Genomic DNA, 22,955 nt, shown 5'->3' with positions numbered 1-22,955 from the left:
GCGAAGCCGACCGGCCTCGCGGAAGATTCGATCTCTTCCAGCCGGATCACTCGGTCTCGCCGCTGACGCGCTCGTACAGCGGCCAGACGACGGTCCAGAAGCAGACGAACGCCGCGCCCGCGACGGTGACGGCGAGCCAGATGCCGCCGGGATAGCCCGGCAGGCCGGTGGCGAACGCGGCGACGAGCCCGACGAGCAGGCCGACGCAGACCGCCAGGCTGCCGTACTCGAGGGTGGCCGCGACCGGGTACCGGCGGAAGTCGGCCACGATCGAAGCGACGAACATGGTCGATCGTGGCGGAGCGACGCCAAAACGGTGACGGCACGCGGCCGGCGGCGACGCGCCGATCGTCTTCGATCGCCACGGCGCATCACGACTGCGCGTCCGATACCCTCTCACGCCGCGTCCCCGTCCGACACGCATCCCGCCGCGTACTCGCTGCGGGCCCTCGTTCGGCCGATATTACTGGCTGCCGAGGAGTTCGATCGCCTGGTCCGGGTAGTTCGTCACGAAGACGTCCGGCCCGGCTTCGAGCGAATCGTGCAGCGTCCCACTGGTTTCGACCAATTTCCAGATCCCGGTCGTGAGCCCGGCCTCGGCCGCTTCGTCGATATACGACCCGATCGCGTGGGGGGTGTAGTGGCTGAAGACGGACGCGGCGCCGAGGTCGACGGCCGCCTCGACCAGGCCGCCCGAGGGGACCGTCCCGACCAGGCCGATCGGAACGTCCGTCTCGCGGACCGGTTCGAGGGCGGCCCGATCGAACGAGATGATCGTCAGCCGATCGCGCAGGCCGTACGATTCGACGGTTTCGATCACCTCCTCCTCGAAGCCGGGCGCCTTGAGCTCGACGTAGACGTCGACGTCGGCCGCCGCCAGGCGCTCGAGCGCGCGCGGCAGCCGGATCAGCGGTTCCCCGCCGATCGTCTCGCCCTCGATCTCGCCCCAGGCCGTCGACTCGATCAGCCCCTCGGCCGAGGACTCCCAGTTGAGGACGGCGTCGTGAAAGAGGAGCAACTCGCCGTCGAGGGTTCGCCAGACGTCGAGTTCGATCCCGTCGACGCCGGCCTCGAGCCCGGCCTCGATCGCCGCCATCGTGTTCGGCGGCGCGAGACCGCCGGCGCCCCGATGGCCGACGATCGACGGGGGAGATCCCGGTAATTCACCCCTGTGGAGTACGGGACCGAGCGCCGAGCCGCCCGCAATGGCGGCGCCCGCTCCGGCGAGGAACGACCGCCGGGAAGCGGCGAGTCGACGTGGAATTCTGGAGGGCATCCCCCGCAAGTTAGTAGTCTATCAAGTTAACGCGTTCGTTCGGTCCCGATACCGATTCCATAACTGACATATACCTCCGGTAACAAAGGGGGCCGTGATCGAAGCGATGCGAGAGGGGGTGCGCGCACGACTGCGACGAACCGCTGGCGATCGGCGAACGGTGGCGCTGTTCGTCGTCATCGCCGTCGGTCCGGCGGCGATGATGGTCAACTCGTTTCGCCCCTTCGTTCCCGTGAGAGGGCCCCTCCAGACGATCTTCGAGGTCGGCTTCCGGTACACCGTCTACTATCCGATCGCCGCGATGCGCGCCGTCTTCTTCGACCCCCTCGGCCTCGAGATCCTGTTCGCGCTCCCGGTCCTGCGCCACGGCGTCATCCTCGCGCTGCTGCTCGCGTTCTACTACGCGGTGAGCGTCCTCTGCGTCGCCGGCGCCAGGTGCGTTCGCGAGCGCCGGGACGCCAGTCGTGCGTGACCGAACCCCGCGGACTCGGCGTGGACGAATTCGGATCGGGCGTGAGACCTCTCGGTCAGCTCAGGCCGTCGGATCGTCCAGGTTGACGGTGATCGACTTCGTCTGGAGGTACGCGTCGAGGGCCTCGAGTCCCTTCTCGCGACCGATCCCGCTCTTCTTCGTCCCGCCGAAGGGCGTCTCGGGCGTGCCGCCGAACCACTCGTTGACGTAGACGGTGCCCGCGTCGACGCGGCGGGCGAGCGAGAGCGCCTCGTCGACGTCCTGCGAGAAGACGCCGCCGGTGAGGCCGTACTCGACGCCGTTTGCGATGTCGACGGCCTCGGCAGGATCGCCGTATGGGATGACCGTCAGCACGGGGCCGAAGATCTCCTCCTGGGCGATGCGCATGTCGGGCTCGACGTCGGTGAAGACCGTCGGCTCGACGAAGAAGCCCTCGCGGTCGGCCGCCTCGCCGCCCGTCGCGAGCGTCGCGCCCTCGTTCACGCCGACGTCGATGTACTCCAGGACGCTCTCGTAGTGCGATTCGTGGTTGAGCGGCCCCATTCCCGGATCCTCGACGCCAGGGCCGAGGTCGTACGACTCCGCGCGGTCGACGACGCTCTCGACGAAGTCGTCGTAGATCGACTCGTGGACGACGGCGCGGTCGGCCGCCGAGCAGATCTGGCCGCCGTTCGTGAAGATGCCGATCGAGGTCCAGAAGACCGCCGAGCCGAGGTCGGCCTCCGGCGTGACGATCGCGGCGTTCTTCCCGCCGAGTTCGAGCGTCACGGGCGTGATCGTCTCCGCCGCGGACTGCATCACTGCCTGCCCCGTCGGCACGCTGCCGGTGAACGTCAGGACGTCGACGTCGCCGTGATCCGAGAGGGCCTCGCCGGGCTCGGCGCCGCCGGTCAGCACGTTGAGCGCGCCGTCGGGGACGCCCGCCTCGCTCGCCAGCTCGGCCAGCCGGAGCGCCGAGAGCGGCGTCGTCGGCGCCGCCTTGACGACGACGGCGTTGCCGGCCGCCAGCGCCGGCGCCACGCCGCGCGCGGTCAGGTTGACGGGGAAGTTCCACGGGACGATCTGGCCGCTCACCCCGTAGGGTTCGCGCTCGGTGAACGCGAGCTTGTCGGCGCCCGTCGGCGCTGTCCGGCCCTCGAGCTTGTCGGCGGCGCCGCCGTAGTACTCGAAGAAGCGGGCGACGCCCTCGACGTCGTGGTGGGCCTGCGACACCGGCTTGCCCTGGTCGCGACTCTCGAGTTCGGCCAGTTCGTCGGCGTGTTCGCGAACCGAGCGAGCGACGCGCTGGAGGATTCGTCCGCGCTCGGCCGCGGACGTGGCCGCCCACTCGGGCTGGGCCGCCGCGGCCGCCTCGACGGCCCGATCGACGTCGGTCGCGGTCGCCTCAGCGACGGTGGCGATGGGCTCGCCGGTCGCGGGATCGATCGTCTCGCGCGTCTCGCCGTCGGCCGCGTCGACGAACGCGCCGTCGACGAACAGCTGGTACCGATCGTGAATTTCGAATGCCATAGTTGATCACGTGCGTCGGGCCGATCGTCGCCGCCGATCGGCCTCGATGCGAGCCGGTACGCGCTCCTGGCCGATAATTGCGTTCATTTGATCCTGTAATTCGTGCCCGCGGATCGGTCTCCGTCGTGGTCTGTTTTCGAGGGCCTCGGCCTAGTCGTCGAGCCTCGATCGGTACCGGCGCCACCCGATCAGGCCGCCGACCGCGGCGACGGCGAGCGCGATCGATTCGAGAGTTCCCCCGCTCGCGACCGCGTAGAATCCCGCGAACGGAACCGCCGTCGCGAAGGCGACGGTCGGCGTGTCGGATCCGACGTGCCGGCCGAGCGCGCGGATCCCGGCCAGGAGGCCGAGGGCAAGCCCGGCGCCGACGACGACGTCGACCAGGAAGTGCAGCCCGAGGACGATCCGCGAGGTGGTGACGCCGAGGACGATCGCGCCGGCGACCCCGTACCGCCGCCGGACGGTGCAGGCGGTCCAGACGGTCGCGAGGCCGACGTAGACGACCGTCGAGTTGACGGCGTGGCCGCTCGGGAAGCCGTAGCCGGCGCCGAACGCGGTGAGTTGGTAGAGCGTCTCGACGGCGGTCGGCAGTGTCTGGGGGTCCAGCGGCGTCGCCGCCGGCCTGGGGAGCGCGAGCGTCACCTTGAGGCCGCGGTAGAGTCCGATGCCGGCGAGCCAGGCGCCGGTGACGAACGCGACGCCGGACCGACTGGGACGCGCCCGCCAGAAGAGGACCGCGAGCAGGACGAGGAGGAACCAGGTGTCGCCGAGCTGGGTTACGAGCCCGAAGAGGACGGCCAGCCAGTCCGGCAGCGTCTCCCGGATCAGCGCGTGTTCGCCGACGCCTCGGGTCATACCGGTGATGGCGTCGCGGGAGGATCAAAATTCCTTGCATCGACGGCGCGGCGGGCCGACAACTCGACGGCCGACCGCGCCGCGAGATTTCGCTCGGACGAGGCGAGAGCGGGCAGTGCCGTTCACACCCGGGTTTCGATGTCACTTGCGATTTCGTCCAGTTCGCCGTCCGAGAGGTCGGGCGTCTCCCCGGCGATCGCGTGAATCGGGCCGCCGCCGTCGCCCTCGAACCGCGGGACGATGTGACAGTGAACGTGTGGGACCTCCTGGCCGGCCGCCTCGCCGTTGTTGAACGCGACGGTGCTCGCGTCGGCGTCGACCGCGTCCTCGACGGCGGGGACGAGGGCGTGGATCGTCGCGTAGAGGGCCGACGCGACGTCCTCGGGGACGTCGTTCAACCGTTCGTACTCTTCCTTCGGGATGACGAGCGTGTGGCCCGGCGCGAGCGGGTTCGCGTCGAGAAAGGCGAACGTGGCCTCGTCCTCGTAGACGACGCGGGCGGGGATCTCCCCGTCGACGATCTGGCTGAATATCGTGGACATGTGGAAGGCTGTGTCACCGCGGCGTATGAAGGTTACCCGCGAGACGGCGGTCGGACGTTCGAACCGCCCTCCGTCGTCGAACTCATCGGTCATCGCACTCATCGATTCGACGCACCGGTTCCGATATTCACGATCACCCCGTCGACGAGGACTGCGAGGGACAACAGCGCGGCGGTCGCGACCGACACGGCACCCACCCAGTCGACCCCGGGCCCGTTTCCGAGCGCGTCGATGGCGGCGACCGCCGGAGCGAGTACGCACGGGATGGCCAGTGCGGACAGGACGACGTCCGTTGGCCCGTACCGACCGAGCAGGCGCGTCCAGACGACGAGCGCGAGGGAAAACGGGAGCAGGAGCTCCCACCGACCGACCAAGAGGCAGCCGACCACCACGACGGCGAAGCCGCCGATCAGTCCCTGCATCCGGCGCCTGCGCATACGTACCTGTCACCGAATTCCGCAATAAATGCACGGTTCGTGCTCGTCGCCGATCCCGTCCGAAATCGCGTCACCGATCGTCTCAACCCGTCACGAGGCGGTTTCAGCGGGGTCTTGTTCAGACCTCGCCGTCGACGATGTCTCTCACCCGTTGGCGGTCGAACAGCCGATCGTCCGCCGGAACGTCGGGGAAGCGATCCGGATCGAACGCGCCGAACGTCTCGGGGTACAGCTGCCGGGCGACCAGCTCGGTCTGGAGCAGGTTCACGAGCGGCCCCTGCGAGCCGAAGGCGCCGGGAAAGACGGCGTCGTTCCGGACGGCCGTGAGCTGGCTGCCGACGGCGTCTTCGGCCATCGGGGTGACGTACCGCTCGCGGAACGCCGCCGCGGAGAAGCCGTCCGTCTCGCCGGTCGTGCCGATCCCCCAGTGGACGACGATGATCTCGGGGTCGACCTCGAGCAGTTGCTCGTAGTCGATGGTTCCCGCGTCGACCATCGAGTCGGGGAACGCGCTCTCGATGCCCAGGTCCCGGTAGGGTTTCATCTCCACGCCCTCGACCTGCGTGTTCATCGGATAGAACGTCCCCTCGGCGGGGTCGGAGGCGCTGTTGACGAGCGCGATCGACGGGCGGTCGGCTTCGGGCGGGAGCCGCGCCCGCACCGTCTGCTGGACGTCCTCGTGGACGGCCGCGAGCGCTTCGTAGCGCTCGCGTTCCTGGAAGAGGTCGGCGAGCCGTTCGAACGCCTCGTACAGCGTGTAGAGCCGGTAGTCGTGGAACTCGCGCCGGCGAAGGATGTTGTTGCCGAAGAACGGCGCGACGTGTTCGGCGAGCTCCTCGGTATCAGCCTCGTCCCAGGCGTCGTCCCAGCCCGTCTCGTGCATGTACGTCGGATCCATCAGGATGACGTCGGGATCCAGTTCGTAGAAGATCTCCTTGTCCCAGTCGGCCGCCGAGAGCGACGTGGTTTCGTCCTCGGGCGGGACGTCGAGCCCGAACGGTTCGAACAGGAACCCCGGGATCATGTTCGTCGCCGTCAGAAAGCCCTCGCGCTGGCCGAGCGCGAAGGCCATGTCGGCCCACTCGCCGTTGTTCACGATGTAGGTCTCGGGGACCGCCTCGAACGTCTGACAACCCGCCGGCTCGATGCAGGCCTCGTAGGACGTCGATCCGGATGCCGTCTCCCCGTCCGGGTCGGCCGCCTCGTCCGGTCCCGCCGCCGTCTCGTTCGGCGTCTCCTCGCCGTCTCCGCTTCCGTCCGAACCGATACAGCCGGCCAGCAGCCCGCCGATGGCGACCGCGCCGCCGTAGGTGATCGTCTCTCTGCGCGTCGGTGCCGCCGATCGATTCGCGTCGTTGGTGTCGTCGTTCATGCTCAGATCTCTCCGGTGACGATGTCTGCAACCCGCTGCCGGTCGAACAGTCGCTCGGCTTCGGGTAGTTCCGGGTACGGTTCGCCGTCGACGTATCCCGGCCACTCCCCGAAGCGGTCAGGATACAGTTGCTTGGCTGTCATTTCGAGCTGGAAGAGGGTGGTGATCGGCCCCTGATACCTGATCCCCTGTGAGAATATCCGGCCGGCCTCCACGGCCGATATCGTCCGTCCGACCGGATCGGTCTCGAAGCGATCTCTCGTCGCTTCGATGCTGTACCCGGACGCCAGCCGGAACAGGGCGAGGATCACGTCTGGGTCCGCCTCCGCCATCGCCTCCATGTCGATCTGGGCGGTTTGCTCGAATTCCGCATCGGCGAACGCGTCGACGGCACCGAGCGGCCGGGTGTGAGCGGCGAGGAATCCCGGCGCGTTCAGGTGGAAGATCCCAATGCTGTCTTCGGTCGGAAACGTGAGGGCGACGGTCGGCCGCTCGTCGCTCGGGGGCAGCCCCGCTTCGATCGTCGAGCGGAGGTTCCGGTACTCCTCGTGCAGGGCCCGATAGCGCTCCGTGGACCGAAACACGCTCGCGACGGTCTCGAATATCTCCCAGAGTCCGTAGTACTGGTAATCGTCCGCCCACTTCGTCGGCGGCGTCGAGTGCGTGTTGCTGTAGTAGTTGCCGATCCACGGCGCGATCTCCTCGCCGATCTCCGCGACGTCGTCGGCGTCAATGGTCTCCAGGGTCGACGCGTAGGCCGGATCGGTGAGGTGGACGTCGCTGTCGAGTTCGTAGAAGCCCTCTTTGTCGAGCTTCCACGAATCGGTGAGCCCGTCCCACTCGAACGAGACGCCGTCAAGCCGTTCGTAGAAGTTGTTCAGCAGGGTTCCGTGGTATTCGGGGAAGTAGACCGAGGTGATCCCCTCGGCTTGCCCCGCGGCGATCGCCATGTCCGCGGTATTCGGCAACCCCGTATAGACGCGCTCCGGGGGCTCCTCGAAGCTGACCTCGCCCACGGGCGAGATCGAAACGCTGTAGCCCCCGTCCTCGGCCACTTCGCTTCCGCCGTCGGTTCCCGTCTCTGTCGGCGCGGCCTCGCTGTCGCCGTCCCCGCTCCCGTCCGCACCGATACAACCGGCCAGCAGCCCGCCGACGACCGCGCCGCCGGACGCGATCGCGTCTCGTCGCGTCGGTACACCCGTTCGAGTCGCGTCGGTGGTGTCGTCGTTCATGCTCAGATCTCTCCGGTGACGATGTCTGCAACCCGCTGCCGGTCGAACAGTTCCGTATCGTCGGTCACGTCGCCGAACACGTCGGGGTAGAGCTGTTTCGCCGCCCGCTCTGTGAGAAAGAGGTTGTGGATCGGACCCTGGTGGAGGTAGCCGCCGCGGTAGACGCGCCCGTTCTCGACGGCGGTCAGCTCGCCGCCGACGGGGTGCTCCGCCATGTACGGGACGATCTCGTCGCGGAACTGCGCGGCGGACGTTCGCTCGTGGCCGCGAAGGAGGATCACGTCCGGGTCGAGTTCGAGCAACGCCTCGTAGTCGAGTTTGCCGCGATCGGTCGTGCTCAGATTCTCGACGCCCGTGCCCGCGAGCGCGTCCTGGACGCCGAGGTCGCGCCACTGCTTCTTGCTCGTCCCGCGATCGTTGAGGCGATACGGCGAGAACGCGTCGGGCGTCGCCGTCTCGTCGTACGTGAGCAGGACGCTCGGGCGCTCGTCGGCGGGCGGCAACTGCGCCTGGAGGTCGGCGACGAACGCGTCGTGGAGGTCGGCGAACGCCTCGAATCGCTCGCGCTCCTGGAACACCGTCGCGACCCGTTCGAACGCCTCGTAGAGCGTGTAGTAGCGGTAGTCGTGCCACTGGTCCGACCGCCGGAAGATCAGGTTTCCGACGAACGGGCCGACCTGCTCCGCGATCTCGTCGACGTCTGCCTGGTCCCAGTCGAACCAGTTGATCAGCATCCCGGGGTCGTAGAGGTGGACGTCGTTGTCGAGTTCGTAGAACTCCTCCCGGGTCCGGACCTCCGGATGCGCCTCGAGCCGGTCGTGATCGACGCTCACGCCCGGCAGTTCGTCGTAGACGTCCGTGTAGTACCGATCGGCACCGCCGATGCCGGTCATGCCGTCGGCCTGCCCGAGCGCGACGCCCATGTCCGCGTAGCCGCCATCGTAGGCGATCCAGCGCTCGGGGACGGACTCGAACGCGACGGTTCCGACCGGCTCCATCGTGACCGAGTAGGATCCGTCGCCCGCCGAGGAGCGATTCCCGGCGGGTTCCTCGTCACCTTCGGGCGCTTCGTCGCCGAGACAGCCGGCCAGGAGTGAGGCCCCGGCGATCCCGCCGGCCGAGATCGTTTGTCTGCGCGTCGGCGCAACCCGTCGAACCGCCCCGTCAGTCTCGCTCACGCGTCGAACCCTCCGTCGACGATGGCCGATACGGCCTGGCGGTCGAACAGTTCGTCCGCGGGGAACCGCTCGGGGAAGTACGCCGTCGCGTACCGCTCGATCATGAACAGGTTGTGGAGGGGGCCGCTGTAGATCGGCCCGCCGCGGAACACCCGGTCGTTCTGTACGGCCGTGAGCTCGCGGCCCACCTCGTGATCGCGCATGTACTCGACGACGCGCTCCTCGAACGCCTCGCGGGAGAGGCCCGCGCCGTGGACCCTGACCAGGAGCGAATCCGGATCGACCTCGAGCATCGCCTCGTAATCGATGCTCCCCGAATCGCTCGTCGAGAGGCCGTCGATCCCCGTCCCGGCGAACGCATCCGAAAGCCCGAGCGCGCGGAAGTGCTCCTTGTTCGCTCCGTTCCCGGACAGGCGGTACGGGAAGAACTCGTCGGGCTGCTCGCCGCCCCAGACGAGGGCCGCGTTCGGCCGCTCGTCGGGTGCGGGCAGGTCCGCCTGGACGGTCGCGACGAGGTCGTCGCGGACGTCCCTGAGCGCCTCGAACCGCTCGCGCTCCTGAACGACCTCGGCGACCCGCTCGAACGCCTCGTACAGCGTGTAGTAGCGGTAGTCGTGCCAGTCGTCCGTCCGCCGGAAGATGACGTTCCCGAGGAAGGGGGCGACGGTGTCGCGGATCTCCGCGAGGTCCGATCGGTCCCAGGCCTGGAACCAGTCGGTCAGGGTGTGCGGGTCCATCAGGTGGAGGTCGGCGTCCACCTCGTAGAACGGCTCCTTCGAGACCCCGTCGCTCCACAGTTCGGTGAGGCTGTCGAGATCGATCGAGACGCCGTCGAGCTGGTCGTAGTGTCGCGTCTTGTAGCGCTCGCGGAGCCAGGTCGTCGCGACGGCGTCCCCGTGACCGAGCGCGACGAGCATGTCCGCGTAGTCCGCCGTAAACGGCGCGATCGTCTCCGGAACCCGCTCGAACGCGACGGTGCCGACCGGCTCCATCGTGACGGAGTAGGATCCGTCGGCGGATTCGGCCGGCTCCGCCGCCGTCCCGTCTTCGCCGTCGCCCGAACCGGTCGTCGGGTCGTCGGTCTCGGACTCTCCACCCAGACAGCCCGCGGTCACTCCGGCGCCGACGGTCGCGCCGCCGTAGGTCACGTACTGTCTGCGCGTCAGCGGCCCGTGCGGCCCGTCCTCACGCATTTCCGTCACCCCCGGTGATGACCGACGCGAGCCGGTCGCGATCGAACAGCCGTTCGTCTCGGTCGTGTTCGCCGACGCCCTTCCACTCGCCGAACTGTTCGGGAAACAGCTGCTTGGCGGTCATCTCGAGCTGGAAGAGGTTCGTGATCGGGCCCTGGGTGGGCGTCCCGCCGACGTAGACGCGGTCGGTCCGGACGGCGGTGAGTTCCCGGGCGACGGGGTCATCCGCGAAGAACTCACGCATCGCGCGGGTCCGATCGCTCGGTTCGATGTCCCAGTTGTGAATAATCACGTCGGGATCGACCTCGAGGAGGCCCTCGACGTCGTAGCTCCCCTCGTAGTTCTCCGCGTAGGTCTTGTCGCTGTCGGCGAAGGCGTCCTCGACGTCGAACGGGCGGTACTGCGCCTTGCCGTAGCCCGGCGCGTCGATCTTGTAGGGCGAGAACGAGTCCGTATCCGGCGAGAACACGACCAGCCCGACCGACGGTCGCTCGGACGCGGGCGGGAGGGCCGCCGTAATGTCGGCGACTAGCTCGTCGCGGATCGCCTTCAGTTCGGCCGCTCGATCCGCTTTCTGGTAGACCCGCCCGATCTTCTCGGTGAGCTCCCAGAGCGTGTAGTACTCGTAGCCGCCGTCGTACTCGGCGGGCGGCTCGGCGTGCGCGCGACTCAATCGGTTGGCGACGAACGGCCCGACCTGGGCTTCGATTTCGTCCACGTCCGTCATCGACCAGCCCGACCAGCCGCTGTACCCGATATTGACGGGATCGAGGTGGTGAACGTCTGCGTCGAGTTCGTAGAACTGCTCCTTGTCGAGTCCGTCGTTGTAGAGCGCCGCGAGGTCGCCCGGCTCGAAGGAGACGCCGTCGAGCTGGTCGTAGTAGCCGGCGTAGAAGTTCTCCGGATGCCCGAGCGACAGTACCGCGTCACCGCGACCGAGCCCGACGAGCATGTCGGCCCACGTCGCGTCGTACACCGTCGCCGTCTCCGGCGGTCGCTCGAACTCGACGGTGCCGACCGGCGACATCGTCACCGAGTAGCCGGCGCCTTCGGCCGCCGAGTCGGTCGTAGCAGGCTCTGGCTCGGTCGAATTCGAGGGTGCTTCGTCGTCGCCCTCTCCGAGACACCCTGCGAGCAGTCCGCCCCCCGCGACCGCCCCGCAGTACCTGATCGCCGTCCGTCGCGTCCGTCCGCGGTCACATCCCCCCGTCCGTTCCATATTTTTAGGCTCACCTAAAACTATGTAATTCCTCCGATTTCGATCGGACAATTAACGCCACGACGAGTCGCGGCGGGCGGCGACGATCCGTACCGGCGACGGCCCCGCGTCGAGCAATCCCGTCGGCCTGACCGGTGCCGTCCGGCGTGTCGTGTCGGCCCTCGGATCAGATCTGGCCCATGTGCTCTTGCTTTCGCATGAGGTAGAGGAAGTACGGCCCGCCGACGAGCCCCGTGACGATGCCGACCGGCACCTGGCGATCGGTATCCATGAGGACGCTCAGTCCCAACCGAGCGCCGACGTCGGCCGAAACCAGCAGCGCCGGTCCGACGAACAGACAGCCGACGATCACCTTCTTGTAATCGCTGCCGACGAGGTTGCGGACCATGTGGGGCACGATCAGCCCGACGAACCCGACGATGCCCGCGACGGCGATGCTCGCGGCGGCCGCCAGCACGGCGACGCCCGAGAGCGCGAATCGGACCTTCTCGATCGACATCCCCAGCGATCTGGCGGTGCGCTCGCCGAGCAACAGCACGTTGCACTGGCGGGCCCCGGCGAGGGCGAGCACCATCGCGACGATCGACCACGGGAGTGCGAGGCGCACCTGCTCCCAGTCGGTCCCCGTCAGCGATCCCGTCGTCCACGCGATCGCAGACTGGACGACCCCGATGTCGTCGGCGAAGTAGAACAGCGCCGTCTGGAGGCTCCCGAAGAAGGTGCCGACGATCACGCCCGCGAGCACCAGCCGGACGGGCGACGTACCGTTCTTCCAGGCGATCGCGTAGACGACGAGGAACGCGACCGCGCCCCCGAGGGCGGCGAGTATCGGCAGTAACGACGAGACCGTGACCGACAACGACTCGATCCCGACCGGCGGGCTGACGCCGGGGACGGCGACGAACGCGACCGCGAGCCCGACGAGCCCGAGCAGCCCCGCGGCGAGCATCCGTCGCCGCCCGAGCCCGTACCGCCAGGCGACCGCGAGCCCGAGGATCCACGCGCCGAACGCCGCCCAGCCCAGCGGGTTCTCCTGCGCTCCGGTCGCGGCGACGAACGGAACCGCCAGGACGAACGAGGGGATCGCCACGAGCGCCAGCAGGATCATCAGGCCGGCGCCCGAGGAGACGCCGAGGATGAACGGACTCGCGAGTTCGTTGCGCGTGATCGCCTGGAAGATCGCCCCCGACACCGCGAGGTTCATCCCGACGATGACCGCGACGAACACCCGCGGCAGGCGGATGTTCCAGACGATGAGGGTTCCGGGGTCCATCTCGGGGACCTCGCCGCCGAGCAAGAACGCGCTCCAGGCCTGCTGGTCGAACAGGACGGTCGGATCGACGACCGCGCCCCACGCCTGGCCCATCGTCATCGAGTAGGCGCCGAAGCTCACCTGCACCAGCCCCGCCAGCGCCACGACCACGCTACTCACGAGTACGGTGGTGAGCAGCTTCGGGTCGAGCAGCCAGGCGAACCGGCGGGTGTCGCGCGTTCCGGGCTGGGTTGTGCCTCCGGCGGCCGTCTCGTTATGCATCGCTCTCACCGTCCGCCGCACTATTCTCCCTCCGGACCGCCCCGTCCGCCCGCACAGCAGGTCTGTCCGCCGGCGCAGCCACCCTGTCCGACCCCCGCGCCACTCCGTAGAAGTGTACCGACGGGTCCACGCCGCCGAGGTGTGCCGACGTCGCGAACGCCCCACCGTCGAACCCGGCGACGCGGAGCTCGTCGTCGGCGACCGCGGGCGAGCCGTAGCTGTCCGCCGCGGTGGCAGCGGTCGACGGGACGACGACGTCGACCGCGGAGCGGATCGCACCCCACACCCGCCGGACACCGCCGCGGGTGCGGCCCCGATCGGTCATCAGTCGACCTCCTCGGCCGGCCCGGTAGATTCGACCGCTCCGGCCGATCCGTCGGTTTCGCTCGTCGCGTCCGAGCCGCCGGATTCGATCGCCGCGGCCGCGGCGAGCAGGTCCTCGTCCGGGACGGACTCGAGGAGCGCGTCGGTCGGAAGCGCCGCGACGACCCGCTCCGGATCGAGGTGGGACGCGAGGCGCTCGTGGCCGGTCGCCGTCCGCGTCTCGATTTCCGCGGGCGAGATGTACGACGCCAGGGACTCGTCGATACTCGCCTCGCGGACGCGCCGGTACCGATCGGACGCGGGATCGACGGGCGCGTCCGCGCCGTAGTGCTCGTCGAAGTGCTCGACCCACCGGTCGCGGTCGGTCCACTCGCCGTCGCGTTCGGCGTCGCGGCGGACCCAGTCGACGCCCGCGGCGACCGCTTCCCACCAGCCCTCGTCGATCCTGGCGTCGGCGATCGCGCGACGGGCGACGCGCGCGCCGCGGCCCGCCGCCGCGATCGCCTGCATATCCGCCTCCGCCGATGGCGAGGCCACGTACAGTCCCTCGATCGGGGTGGACCCGTCGCGATCGGGATACTCGCGGTCGAACCGCTCGCGCTCCTCGCCGTCGTAGACGTGCGTCTCGAACATCGCGTCGTCGAGGCCGCGCAGGTACTCCCCGTCGTAGCGCGTGGCCGCGATCACTCGCCGGGCGGTGACCGGGTCGCCCTCCTGGGGCGTGAGGCGGAATCCCTCGCCGTCGCGCCGTTCGACGGACTCGACGAGGTCGGCGCGGATCTCGCAGCCGGCGGTTTCCGCGTGGTCGTGGTACAGTTCGTACAGCGTCTCGACGTCGATCCCCGCCGGAAACCCGAGGTAGTTTTCGAGGTAGGCGCACCGTCGAATCGACGAGCGCCCGCGGTCGTAGATGAGCGTCTCAAGTCCGTCGCGGGCGCAGAACACTCCGGCCGAACAGCCGGCCGGGCCCCCGCCGACGATCACCACGTCGCGGTCGAACTCGAATTCGGTATCCCCTGGCGTGTCGTCGATCGCCCCCATGGTCAGCTCCCTCCGTCGGCGTCGACTACCGATGCCACGCTCGTCATCGGGTCGTCCCGGCGCCGTTCGCGGACCGCCGTCACGAGACGCGTCTCCGACGTCGATGCGTGACGGGCGACGACGTCCGGGCCGACTCCGACCACCGTCCCGCGTCCTTCTCGATCGTTCACCATGCGAATTAGGCTAGCCTAAACGAATAAAAACGCTCCGAATTTTAGGCCATCCTAAGATTCGGGAACGGTACCGCGGTTCGCGAAGCACACGCGCAACTGCGTCGGCGCCCGCACGGAATCCGTGCCGGTGCCCGTAGCGCCCCTCGTTACCCGCTGTCCGCCGGACTAGTGCCGCGGTCGGACTGCCTCATCGGGGGTTCGGTGAGGGCCGGTGGCATTGCTCAGACCCGCCGAACCAGGTGGGCCCGAACGGTTCGCTGACACGACTCGAGGAGGGAGTCGAGTCGGGCGACCGTCGCCAGCACCGGGTGGTCGACCGGGAAGTCCTCGTAGAGCGACGGGACGAGCCGGCGGTGAGAAACCCCTGCAGTCGCACCCGCACTGGTCGCCTCCCCGAGAAACCGCTGGCGCTCGCTGGCGAGCTCGTCGCACCGATTTCGGTGGTCGGTCAGCGTCTCGTGTCGGCGCGCCAGTGCCTCGAACCCGAGCGTCCGTAGGGCCGTCTCGTTCGCCTCCACGAGCCAGTCCGTGATCTCGTCGACGACGCCGGCGGCGCGCTCCAACTGCGCGGCTTCTCGATCCAGTGCCCGTTCGAGCGCTGCGGCCTCGGCTCGTCGGGTCCGCGTTTCCGCGAGGACGAGCCGCTCGAGGTCGGGCGTGAACGTCGCGTCCGTCGTCGGCGCGAGTCCCACCGCGACCCGATCGGTGAACACCGCCCGAATCGTCTCCAGCACCGACTCGGACTCGTCGTCGGTGCTGTGCGGACGGACCGTCTCGGCGAAAGCGCGCCGAACCGCGCGGCATCCCTCGTCGGTTCCGCAGTCGGCCCGGTGCGTTGGTCCCGGAGCGACGCCCACGCGCGCCGGCGAACTGGGGAGCGGATCGGTCTCGATCCGCTCGAGGCGCGTGCGGAATCGCTCGAGCGCCTCGCGCCGTCGGGAGACGGCCTCCCGTTCGGATTCGGCTCGCGCCCGCGCGCGATCCACGTACGTCTCGACACCCATCTCACCCGTCCTCCTCGATCGGGGCGTTTACGAGTTCGCCGTGGGGTTCCGCTCCACCGAGACGAATCTCGAGGTGCCACCCGTCTCCGACGGCGGTCACGGCAACCGACCGGAGCAGCCGGCCCGACCCCTGCCGAGCCAGCTCCAGCGTGATCGGTAACACCGGGAGGCACCCATCCTGTGGGGACAGCGCGTACCGTGAGAGGCCAACGGTGCTCGACCGGACCGTCCCGTCGCGGTCGACCGACCACGGCGACCGCGCGTAGCTCCCGACGAGTCCCCGCCGATCGAGCGCGGCCAACGTCGTTTCGAGCGGATCGGTGGCGCGTGCCCCGGGCGAGGCGCTATCGGCCTCGATCGGCTCGAGCCTGGCCGCAGCGCCGGTAAGGACGTCGGCCTGGGCGTCGAGGGACAACCGCGCCGCGAGTTCGGCGGCCGTGCTCTCGAGCAGGCACAGACAGAGTTCGTCGGGATCGCCGACGGTTTCGGCGAGGTCGAAGTAGGTGTCCATGACGGCGCGTTCGACCGCTCCGTAGCCCGCCTCGGAGAGCGTCTCGAAGACGGCACCGGCCGCGCGGTGACAGAACTCGACGAGGTCGCAGCGCTCGGTCGTGTTGTCGCCGGCGAGAACGAACCCTGCCGGCTGCCGGTGCGATGGGTCGCCCGCCGACTCCCGGGACCGCGCCGAGGTGGACCGAGACGGCACCTCGCAGACGATCAGGTCGTAGTAGGGGACCTGCGGATCGTAGCGTCGCAGCGCCGAGCGATACTGTCCGGTGGCGCGGGCGGCGGCTCGCGCGGTGGCGCGATCGGGGAACCGGTGGCCGGCCGCGGGCACCGGTCGATCACCCGTGCGTCCGCAGACGACGTAGTAGTCGCCGTCGTCGCTGGCGAGGGACTCGATGTGCGCTCTGATTTCTGCGAGCGTCACCCCGACCATATCGGTGCGTCACCCCCGGTCGAGTCCCGGTCGGAGACCGATCGGTCCGCGCGCCGGTCGCCCGCTCTCCGGGCCCGGAACGGATCGCCAAGCTGACCGAGGCGGCCGGTGGTGCCGTCCGCACTACGGCGGATGCACCCTGCGGAGCCCGTTCGACGGGATGTCGGAGTCGTCATGCTGTGCTCACTCGACGGTCACGGAGCCGACCATCCCGGCGGCCTCGTGCGGGATGCAGACGTACTCGTGGGTCCCGGTCGTCTCGAAGGTGTGGACGTACGACTGGCCCGACTGGACGGCCCCGCGGCCCGCCTCCCAGCCCTCGCGAGCGGCCGCTTCGGAGTCGAACCCGCCGGAGGCCCAGTACGCCGCCTCCGACGGGATTCCGTCCTCGTACGCGGTCACGGTGTGTGGCTCACCGCCAGCGAATGTCCAGGCGACGGTGTCGCCCTGCGAAATCGTCAGGTCGTCGGGCTCGAAGGTGACGGCCTGCATATCGACGACGTGGTCGACGTCGTCGGGGACGCCCTCGACGACGTTCGGACCGCCCTCCAGCTCGGACTCGTGGCCTGCACCGCCGCCGGTCTCCGCCTCGCCGACCGGCGCCGCGTCCGGGGCCCCGGCGACGGCAAACTGCGCGCGAAGCGCCGCGTCCGCGAACCGATCGGCGGCAGCGTCGATCCCCGACCCCGATTCGAGCGCCCCGATGTACGCCTCGAGGGCCGCTTCGAACCCCTCGTAGGCCTCGCGGTCGGCCGCTTCGAGCAGTTCGTGAACGCGGGCGCCCTCGAAGTGGGCGAACGTCTCCTGTACGATCGTCGTGGCTTCGGTCCCGAACGACCCGCCGGCCGACGCCACCACCGCGTAGATCGCCGCGACCGCCTCGTCGTTGAACGTCCGGGCGCGTTCGCCGACGTTCCCGTCCCCTCGCGCGGCGCTCGCCGCGCCCTCGAGGGCGGCTTCGAAGGACTCGTACCGCTCGTGATCGGCCGCTTCGAGCGCTTCGTGGAATCCACCGGCACCTTCCTCGAAGTGCTGGACGGCCGACTGGACCAGCGAGCCGGCACGCTCGCGCTCACCGATGACGCCGAGGACGTCGGCGTCGAACACCCGGGCAGCCACGTACCCGCTCTCGACCGCGCTCACCTGCGCGACGGACCCGGCGGCCGTCTCGAACTCCAGCAGCGTTTCCCGGATGCCGGAGACGTGCTCGTCGACGGCCGCGTCGTCGCCGTCCTCGACGGCCGCGATCAGCCCGGCGAGGTGTTCGTCCTCGAACCGCTCGTACAGCGATTCGTCGGTCTCCTCGAGCGTCTCGTGGAAGTCGGCCTCGTTGGCCTCGAACGTCTCGAACAGGCCGCGAACCGTCTCGGCGGCGACGTCTCGCTCGCCGCGTCGATAGCGTTCGAGGGCGTCCTCGATCCGCGCCTTGAAGTACCCCGCTTCCAGCAACGCCGGTTCGGCGCCGCGACCCAGCGCCTCGATCCCGTCGACCAGCGCGTCGTCGATCGTCTCGATCGCCGACGCCGCGGCCTCGGCGTCGTCGGTCTCGATGGCCGTCGAGAGCGCGCTCAGCCCGTCGTCCTCGAACCGCTGGTAGGCGTCTTCGCTGGCGTCTTCGAGGGCCTCGTGGGCGCGGGCGCCCTCGAAGTGGCCGAAGACGGTCTCGACGCGCTCGCGTGCGGCGTCGGCGTGACCGCGCTCGTAGAGTCGAGCCGCGTCGCGGACTCGCGCCCGGTAGATCGTCAGGGCGGCCGCGTGGGCGAACGCCGTGGACGGCCCGCCCAGCGTCGCGAGCGCGGCCGCGTCCCAGCCCCTGGCCTGCAGCGCGGCGAGGTGCCCGGCTCCGGCGACCGGCTCGGAACGGAGTTCGTAGCCGGCATCGGTGGCCGCCTCGAAGGCCTCGGCCGCGTCCGCTACCGCCGCCTCGCCATCCTCGGCTTCTGCGGCCGACGCCGCGCTGTCGAGCGCTCCGGCGAACGTGTCGGCGGCCGCCCCGTCGGCGTCGGTCAGTACGTCACGCAGGCCGCTCTCCTCGAAGCGATCGCCGATGTGTGAAAACTCCGCGGCCGCATCGGTGAGATCGCCGATCGCCGCCAGCAGCGCCGCGTCGGCGACGTGGGCGCCCATCACGAGGAGGCTGAGCGATCGGACCGAATCCGATCCCAGGAGGACGCCCTGGGCGTCCCGAAGGTGTTCGTCGGCGCGGCGCATCGCGTCGTGTGCGCCCGCCAGGTCCTCGTCCTCGAGGGCCTCTCGGAGGTCTGCCAGGCCGCCTTCGAACCCCTCGTAGTCCCCCTCGCTCGTCGCTTCGAGCATTTCGTGGGCGTTGTCCTCGCCCGATGCTCGCTCGAACCGCTCGAAGATGGCCCCCGCCACGGATGCGCCGGCGGCGAACTCGTCGGCGTGGCCGAGGATCACCGGGTCGCGTAGCCGGGTCCGAATCGCGTTCCACTCCGCGGCGACCGCGACGTCCGTCGGCTCCGGTTGTACGCTCTCGCCCTCGTCCGACCCGTCGTCGGTCTCGGTCGTGGTGCCCGTCGAGCGATCGTCCCCGTCGCCCGTCGAGTCGTCTCTGTCGAGAATTCCGCTACAGCCCGCGAGGGCGGTGCCCAGCACCGTCGCGCCCGTTCCCGCGATCCAGGTTCGCCGTGTCTCTCGCATATGTTTTTGGCCTACCTAAACCGTATTAACGCCGTCGATTTTTCGGCGAGCCTAAAACCTGGCGTGCCGACCTCCCGCTCCGCCGGCGAACGGGTCACCAGGGGCGCACACGGGCGTTACGAGGACGGCCTGCGGTCGTCGATCACGGTTCCGAGCCCGTAGTGCGCGGTGACTACGCCGCTCGTCGTGGGGCTCGGATCCCGACGACGGCCGCGCCGTCGATCATCGGTCTCCGCGGATCGCGTCCGCGACGATCTGGCGGTCGAACAGCCGTTCGTCCTCGGGGATCTTTGGGTAGGGTCCGTCCTCGTACGTCGGCCACTCGCCGAAGACGTCCGGGTAGAGCTGCTTCGCGGTCATCTCCAGCTGGAAGAGGTTGAGAATCGGCCCCTGGTAGCGCGCGCCCTGGGCGTAGACGCGGCCGTTCTCCACGGCCTCAACCCGCGAAGCCACGGGATCGTCCGCGAAGACGTCCCGGCGCTCGGCCATGTCGGTGTTCGGCTCCATCCCGCCGAGGTGGAGGATGACGTCGGGATCGTACTCGAGGAGCGTCTCGAAGTCGACGACGCTCGTCGGTTCGACCGCCCCCTCGAACGCGTCCCTCGGCCCGAGCGGCCGAGTGTGTGCGTTGAGGAATCCGGGCGTCCCCACGGGGTAGGTGTAGATCTCATCGACGTCGGCAGCGGCGATGACGGCGACCGTCGGACGCTCCGCCTCGGGGGGAACGCCCGCCTCGATCGTCGCCACGAGGTCGTCGTGGACCGCGGCCAGTGCCTCGTAGCGCCCTCGCTCCCGGAACGCGTCGGCGACGAGCTCGAACTGCTCCCAGAGCGTGTAGTACTCGTAATCGTCGATCCAGGCGACCTGGGGTTCCTGGTGACTGTCACTCAACGAGTTGCCGAACCAGGGTGCGATACGCTCGGCGATTTCGTCGAGCTCCCTTCGGTCCCAGGCGTCCTGGACGCCGATCCAGGCCGGATCGGCCAGGTGGACGTCGCTGTCGAGTTCGTACAGTTTCTCCTGTTCCGGTTGCCAGGAGGAGTACAGCCCGCTCCAATCGAGCTCGACGCCTGGCAGGCGCTCGACGTACTGGTTCCAGAGTCCGTCGTAGTAGTCCGGGGCGTGCATCGCGGTGATCGAATTCCCGCGGCCGAGCGCGAACGCCATGCCGGCGTGGTGGGTCAATCGCGTGAAGACGGTCTCCGGGGGCTCCTCGAAGCTGACCTCGCCCACGGGCGACAGCGTCACCGAGTAACTGGCGTCCTCGGTGTCGGCCGGTTCGTCCGAACGCTCGGTGTCGGCGCCTTCCGATGTCGGTTCCGGCTCCGACCCCACGCTTTCGTCTCCGAGACAGCCGGCGAGGAGTCCGGTCACGGCGACCGTCCCGCCGTAGGCGATGGCGTCCCTGCGCGTCGGTGCGACGTATCGTCCTGCGTCGTTCCGTTCGCTCATTTCAGATGTCCCCGCGAATGCCGTCCGCGATCCGATTTCGGTCGACGAGTTGTTCGTCCGTGGGGATTTCCGGGTAGGCGTCTTCGCTCCCGTCGGCGGGCCACTCCCCGAAGGCGTCCGGGTAGAGCTGCTTCGCCGTCATTTCGAGCTGGAAGCAATTCATCAAGGGACCCTGGAACGGCGTCCCGGAACTGTACACGCGGTCGTTCTGGACGGCCGCGAGTTCGCCCCCGACCGGGTGATCCTCCAGCGTTTCCCGGATCGCCGCCACGTCGAAGAAGCCGCCGACCCCCTGACTGTGGAGGATCACGTCCGGATCGACCGACAGCATCCCCTCGTAGTCGAGGCGTCCGTCCTGATTTTCGTCGTAGGTCTGGTCGCTCGCCGCGAAGGCGTCTTTCGCCCCGAGCGGTCGGAGGTGCGCCTTGGCGAATCCCGGGTTGTTCAGCTCGTACGGCCGGAACGTCCCGTCCCTGATGGTCACGAGTCCGACGGTCGGGCGCTCGGCTTCGGGCGGGAGGTTCGTCCGGATCTCCGCTTCGAGGCGCTCGTACATCGTCCGGAACGCCTCGAACCGCTTCTCCTCGCGGAAGACGGCGGCGACTTTCTCCGAGAGTTCCCAGAGCGTGTAATATCGATACCCGTCCCGACACCCCGCCGGCGGGTCCGTGTGCTCGCGGCTGTACCGGTTGCCGAACCAGGGACCGATCTGCTGTCGCACCTCGTCGACGTCCTCGCGGGTCCAGTTGTCCGCGAACTGGCGCAACCAACACGGGTCCTGGAAGTGGACGTCCGCGCCGATGTCGTAGAAGACCTCTTTATCGACGCCGTCGTTCCACACCGCCGTGAGGTCCCCGGCGTCGACGGATGCGCCTTCGACGGTTTCGTAGTAGTAATTCATCGATGTCGTGTACGCGTCCGGCGCCCCGAGCGATGCGATCGCATCCCCGTGACCGAACGCGACGGCCATGTCGGCGTAGTGCGGACTGTACGCGTAGGCCGTCTTCGGGACCTCGTCGAAGGTGACGTCGCCCATCGGGGCCATCGATACCGAGTAGCTGGTATCTTCGGCCGGCTCGTCCGCCGTCGATGGTTCCGGCTCCGTCGAATTCGGCGCAGAGCCGTCGTCCGCAGCGTCGAGACAGCCCGCGAGCAGTCCGCCCACGGTGACCGCCCCGCCGTACGCGAGCGCGTCCCTGCGCGTGGGTGCCGCGTGCCGTCCAGCGTGGTTTTGTTCGCTCATTTCAGCCGTCTCCGTTGATGCTGTCCGCAACTCGCGTTCGATCGAAGACCGTGAGGTCGTCCTCGCGAAGCGTCTCGATCCCGTTCCACTCGCCGAACGCGTCGGGATAGAACTGTCGCGCCGCCGCCTCCGTCTGGAAGAGATTGACGATCGGTCCCTGGTAGGAGCCCCCGCCACGGTAGAGCCGATCGGTCTGGACCGCCTGCAACTGACTGCCGATCGGATCGTCGCGCATGGCATCGAGGCGGGCCTCGAACGCCTCGGCCGAGACGTGGGTGAAGCCGTACTGGAACACGATCGCGTCGGGGTCGACTTCGAGTAATTGCTCGTAGTCCCACTCCGCGTAGCTCCCCTCGATGTGGTCGTCGAAGGCGCCGCGCATCCCGAGGTCGCGGTACTGTTTGTGGTTGTTCCCCGCCTGGACGGGATAGGCGAAGAACGAGCCCGCCTCGAAGTCGGAGTTGACCGACAGCAGTCCGACCGTCGGCCGGTCCGCGGTCGGCGGCAGCGTCTCCTCGATCGTCGCCAGCATCTCGTCGTGGATCGCGGCGAACGCCTCGTAGCGCTCGGTCTCGTCGAACGCCGCCGCGACGATCTCGAAGGCCTCGTACAGCGTGTAGTAGCGGTAGTCGTGCCAGTCGTCGCCGCGTCGTCGAATGTAGTTGCCGAGGAACGGTCCGACTCCGGCGGCGATCTCCGCGGCGTCGTCCCCGCTCCAGTCGTCGGCCAGGACGCCGAGCCAGTTGGGATCGAGCAGGTGGACGTCGCAGTCGAGTTCGTAGAAGATCTCCTTGTCGAACTCGCCGCCGTTCGCGATCGGCGTGACGTCGTCGAACGAGACGTCAACGCCCGGCAGGGCGTCGTAGAACGCCGTCGGCATCGTCTCGGGATCCCAGAGTCCTCTGAGCCCGTCGGCCTTGCCCAGGGCGATCCCCATGTCGCCGTACGTGCTGAGAAACGCGAGCCAGGTGTCCGGCGGCTCCTCGAACGCGACGGTCCCCATCGGCTCCATCGAGACCGAGTACCCGGATCCTGCCCGATCGGTCGAGTCGTCTCCGGTTTCCGCATCCGTCCCGGTCGTCTCTTCATCCGCCCCGGCCGCCTCCTCGCCCGCCGCGGGGTCGTCGGCGTCCGCTGCGGGATCGTCGGCGTCTGCTCCGCCGCCGAGACAGCCGGCGCCTAGCCCCCCGACGGCAACGACCCCGCCGTATTTGATCGTCTCTCTTCGCGTCGGTGTCGCCCGCTCGTTGGCTTCGTTCGCCATACGGTTTAGGCTCGCCTAAACGGATAAAACACTT

General features: G+C 68.9%; 22 protein-coding genes. 1 reads left to right on the top strand and 21 read right to left on the bottom strand.

Translation table 11 applies throughout. The features are described from left to right. Positions 1 to 46 precede the first annotated feature (46 nt). Both MXA07_RS02125 and MXA07_RS02120 read right to left on the bottom strand, forming a co-directional pair. On the bottom strand, positions 47 to 286 hold the full coding sequence (locus MXA07_RS02125) for a hypothetical protein (RefSeq protein WP_247730408.1): 240 nt from the start codon (positions 284 to 286) through the stop codon (positions 47 to 49). Positions 287 to 463: 177 nt separating this feature from the next. Continuing rightward, entirely contained in the window at positions 464 to 1,276 is an 813-nt protein-coding gene (locus MXA07_RS02120) for a glycerophosphodiester phosphodiesterase (protein ID WP_425492186.1), read from the bottom strand. A gap of 106 nt (positions 1,277 to 1,382) precedes the next feature. On the opposite strand from MXA07_RS02120, the gene MXA07_RS02115 reads away from it, so the two are divergent. Next, on the top strand, positions 1,383 to 1,748 hold the full coding sequence (locus MXA07_RS02115) for a hypothetical protein (RefSeq protein WP_247730406.1): 366 nt from the start codon (positions 1,383 to 1,385) through the stop codon (positions 1,746 to 1,748). A 60-nt stretch (positions 1,749 to 1,808) separates the two neighbouring features. Here the strand turns inward: MXA07_RS02115 and MXA07_RS02110 are convergent, their stop codons facing one another. The 19 genes from MXA07_RS02110 to MXA07_RS02020 form a co-directional block, all read right to left on the bottom strand. Beyond that, a complete protein-coding gene (locus tag MXA07_RS02110; protein WP_247730405.1) occupies positions 1,809 to 3,257 on the bottom strand; it encodes an aldehyde dehydrogenase family protein in 1,449 nt (482 codons plus the stop codon). 150 nt (positions 3,258 to 3,407) lie between these two features. Next, positions 3,408 to 4,112, bottom strand: coding sequence for a phosphatase PAP2 family protein (locus MXA07_RS02105; RefSeq protein WP_247730404.1), 705 nt, complete (start codon positions 4,110 to 4,112; stop codon positions 3,408 to 3,410). A 122-nt stretch (positions 4,113 to 4,234) separates the two neighbouring features. After that, positions 4,235 to 4,654 (bottom strand): HIT family protein, encoded by a 420-nt coding sequence (locus MXA07_RS02100; protein ID WP_247730403.1) that lies wholly within the window; start codon positions 4,652 to 4,654, stop codon positions 4,235 to 4,237. Between the two features lie 98 nt (positions 4,655 to 4,752). Continuing rightward, a complete protein-coding gene (locus tag MXA07_RS02095) occupies positions 4,753 to 5,091 on the bottom strand; it encodes a hypothetical protein (RefSeq protein WP_247730402.1) in 339 nt (112 codons plus the stop codon). A gap of 118 nt (positions 5,092 to 5,209) precedes the next feature. Further along, entirely contained in the window at positions 5,210 to 6,463 is a 1,254-nt protein-coding gene (locus MXA07_RS02090; RefSeq protein ID WP_247730401.1) for an ABC transporter substrate-binding protein, read from the bottom strand. 2 nt (positions 6,464 to 6,465) lie between these two features. Beyond that, positions 6,466 to 7,695, bottom strand: coding sequence for an ABC transporter substrate-binding protein (locus MXA07_RS02085; RefSeq protein WP_247730400.1), 1,230 nt, complete (start codon positions 7,693 to 7,695; stop codon positions 6,466 to 6,468). A 2-nt stretch (positions 7,696 to 7,697) separates the two neighbouring features. Beyond that, positions 7,698 to 8,873: an ABC transporter substrate-binding protein gene (locus MXA07_RS02080; RefSeq protein ID WP_247730399.1), complete on the bottom strand. Its 1,176-nt coding sequence runs from the start codon at positions 8,871 to 8,873 to the stop codon at positions 7,698 to 7,700. Then, entirely contained in the window at positions 8,870 to 10,066 is a 1,197-nt protein-coding gene (locus MXA07_RS02075) for an ABC transporter substrate-binding protein (protein WP_247730398.1), read from the bottom strand. The genes MXA07_RS02080 and MXA07_RS02075 overlap by 4 nt, the downstream gene beginning before the upstream one ends. Further along, positions 10,059 to 11,285: an ABC transporter substrate-binding protein gene (locus tag MXA07_RS02070; protein WP_247730397.1), complete on the bottom strand. Its 1,227-nt coding sequence runs from the start codon at positions 11,283 to 11,285 to the stop codon at positions 10,059 to 10,061. Before MXA07_RS02070 ends, MXA07_RS02075 begins: the two co-directional genes overlap by 8 nt. A gap of 166 nt (positions 11,286 to 11,451) precedes the next feature. Beyond that, the gene (locus tag MXA07_RS02065; RefSeq protein WP_247730396.1) at positions 11,452 to 12,819 is read right to left on the bottom strand and encodes a FecCD family ABC transporter permease; all 1,368 of its coding nucleotides are present in this window, start codon (positions 12,817 to 12,819) and stop codon (positions 11,452 to 11,454) included. Then, entirely contained in the window at positions 12,812 to 13,144 is a 333-nt protein-coding gene (locus tag MXA07_RS02060; RefSeq protein WP_247730395.1) for a hypothetical protein, read from the bottom strand. The genes MXA07_RS02065 and MXA07_RS02060 overlap by 8 nt, the downstream gene beginning before the upstream one ends. Further along, complete coding sequence (locus tag MXA07_RS02055) at positions 13,144 to 14,184, bottom strand: NAD(P)/FAD-dependent oxidoreductase (protein ID WP_247730394.1); 1,041 nt, start codon at positions 14,182 to 14,184, stop codon at positions 13,144 to 13,146. Before MXA07_RS02055 ends, MXA07_RS02060 begins: the two co-directional genes overlap by 1 nt. A gap of 2 nt (positions 14,185 to 14,186) precedes the next feature. Next, a complete protein-coding gene (locus MXA07_RS02050; RefSeq protein ID WP_247730393.1) occupies positions 14,187 to 14,357 on the bottom strand; it encodes a hypothetical protein in 171 nt (56 codons plus the stop codon). Between the two features lie 221 nt (positions 14,358 to 14,578). Continuing rightward, positions 14,579 to 15,361 carry a DUF7260 family protein gene (locus tag MXA07_RS02045; protein WP_247730392.1) on the bottom strand — a complete coding sequence of 261 codons (783 nt, stop codon included), beginning with the start codon at positions 15,359 to 15,361 and terminating at the stop codon, positions 14,579 to 14,581. 1 nt (position 15,362) lies between these two features. Continuing rightward, complete coding sequence (locus tag MXA07_RS02040) at positions 15,363 to 16,301, bottom strand: DUF7551 domain-containing protein (protein ID WP_247730391.1); 939 nt, start codon at positions 16,299 to 16,301, stop codon at positions 15,363 to 15,365. 183 nt (positions 16,302 to 16,484) lie between these two features. Further along, positions 16,485 to 18,962 carry a DUF5059 domain-containing protein gene (locus MXA07_RS02035; RefSeq protein WP_247730390.1) on the bottom strand — a complete coding sequence of 826 codons (2,478 nt, stop codon included), beginning with the start codon at positions 18,960 to 18,962 and terminating at the stop codon, positions 16,485 to 16,487. Between the two features lie 222 nt (positions 18,963 to 19,184). Beyond that, positions 19,185 to 20,414 carry an ABC transporter substrate-binding protein gene (locus tag MXA07_RS02030; RefSeq protein ID WP_247730389.1) on the bottom strand — a complete coding sequence of 410 codons (1,230 nt, stop codon included), beginning with the start codon at positions 20,412 to 20,414 and terminating at the stop codon, positions 19,185 to 19,187. Between the two features lies 1 nt (position 20,415). Next, positions 20,416 to 21,657 (bottom strand): ABC transporter substrate-binding protein, encoded by a 1,242-nt coding sequence (locus tag MXA07_RS02025; RefSeq protein WP_247730388.1) that lies wholly within the window; start codon positions 21,655 to 21,657, stop codon positions 20,416 to 20,418. Between the two features lies 1 nt (position 21,658). Then, entirely contained in the window at positions 21,659 to 22,921 is a 1,263-nt protein-coding gene (locus tag MXA07_RS02020; RefSeq protein ID WP_247730387.1) for an ABC transporter substrate-binding protein, read from the bottom strand. Between the last annotated feature and the right edge of the window lie 34 nt (positions 22,922 to 22,955).

The sequence above is a fragment of the Halovivax limisalsi genome (assembly GCF_023093535.1).
In the GTDB taxonomy this organism is placed as follows: domain Archaea; phylum Halobacteriota; class Halobacteria; order Halobacteriales; family Natrialbaceae; genus Halovivax; species Halovivax limisalsi.
This window is presented reverse-complemented; position numbering and strand designations above follow the sequence as displayed.

Excerpts from the sequence above, each read along its gene's own strand:
- MXA07_RS02085 (WP_247730400.1), bottom strand. The coding sequence starts at position 7,695 with ATGAACGACGACACCACCGACGCGACTCGAACGGGTGTACCGACGCGA.
- MXA07_RS02035 (WP_247730390.1), bottom strand. The coding sequence starts at position 18,962 with ATGCGAGAGACACGGCGAACCTGGATCGCGGGAACGGGCGCGACGGTG.
- MXA07_RS02060 (WP_247730395.1), bottom strand. The coding sequence starts at position 13,144 with ATGACCGATCGGGGCCGCACCCGCGGCGGTGTCCGGCGGGTGTGGGGT.
- MXA07_RS02045 (WP_247730392.1), bottom strand. The coding sequence starts at position 15,361 with ATGGGTGTCGAGACGTACGTGGATCGCGCGCGGGCGCGAGCCGAATCC.
- MXA07_RS02115 (WP_247730406.1), top strand. The coding sequence starts at position 1,383 with ATGCGAGAGGGGGTGCGCGCACGACTGCGACGAACCGCTGGCGATCGG.
- MXA07_RS02020 (WP_247730387.1), bottom strand. The coding sequence starts at position 22,921 with ATGGCGAACGAAGCCAACGAGCGGGCGACACCGACGCGAAGAGAGACG.
- MXA07_RS02040 (WP_247730391.1), bottom strand. The coding sequence starts at position 16,301 with ATGGTCGGGGTGACGCTCGCAGAAATCAGAGCGCACATCGAGTCCCTC.
- MXA07_RS02030 (WP_247730389.1), bottom strand. The coding sequence starts at position 20,414 with ATGAGCGAACGGAACGACGCAGGACGATACGTCGCACCGACGCGCAGG.
- MXA07_RS02125 (WP_247730408.1), bottom strand. The coding sequence starts at position 286 with ATGTTCGTCGCTTCGATCGTGGCCGACTTCCGCCGGTACCCGGTCGCG.
- MXA07_RS02100 (WP_247730403.1), bottom strand. The coding sequence starts at position 4,654 with ATGTCCACGATATTCAGCCAGATCGTCGACGGGGAGATCCCCGCCCGC.
- MXA07_RS02070 (WP_247730397.1), bottom strand. The coding sequence starts at position 11,285 with ATGGAACGGACGGGGGGATGTGACCGCGGACGGACGCGACGGACGGCG.
- MXA07_RS02120 (WP_425492186.1), bottom strand. The coding sequence starts at position 1,276 with ATGCCCTCCAGAATTCCACGTCGACTCGCCGCTTCCCGGCGGTCGTTC.
- MXA07_RS02065 (WP_247730396.1), bottom strand. The coding sequence starts at position 12,819 with ATGCATAACGAGACGGCCGCCGGAGGCACAACCCAGCCCGGAACGCGC.
- MXA07_RS02050 (WP_247730393.1), bottom strand. The coding sequence starts at position 14,357 with ATGGTGAACGATCGAGAAGGACGCGGGACGGTGGTCGGAGTCGGCCCG.
- MXA07_RS02110 (WP_247730405.1), bottom strand. The coding sequence starts at position 3,257 with ATGGCATTCGAAATTCACGATCGGTACCAGCTGTTCGTCGACGGCGCG.
- MXA07_RS02055 (WP_247730394.1), bottom strand. The coding sequence starts at position 14,184 with ATGGGGGCGATCGACGACACGCCAGGGGATACCGAATTCGAGTTCGAC.
- MXA07_RS02025 (WP_247730388.1), bottom strand. The coding sequence starts at position 21,657 with ATGAGCGAACAAAACCACGCTGGACGGCACGCGGCACCCACGCGCAGG.
- MXA07_RS02095 (WP_247730402.1), bottom strand. The coding sequence starts at position 5,091 with ATGCGCAGGCGCCGGATGCAGGGACTGATCGGCGGCTTCGCCGTCGTG.
- MXA07_RS02075 (WP_247730398.1), bottom strand. The coding sequence starts at position 10,066 with ATGCGTGAGGACGGGCCGCACGGGCCGCTGACGCGCAGACAGTACGTG.
- MXA07_RS02105 (WP_247730404.1), bottom strand. The coding sequence starts at position 4,112 with ATGACCCGAGGCGTCGGCGAACACGCGCTGATCCGGGAGACGCTGCCG.
- MXA07_RS02090 (WP_247730401.1), bottom strand. The coding sequence starts at position 6,463 with ATGAACGACGACACCAACGACGCGAATCGATCGGCGGCACCGACGCGC.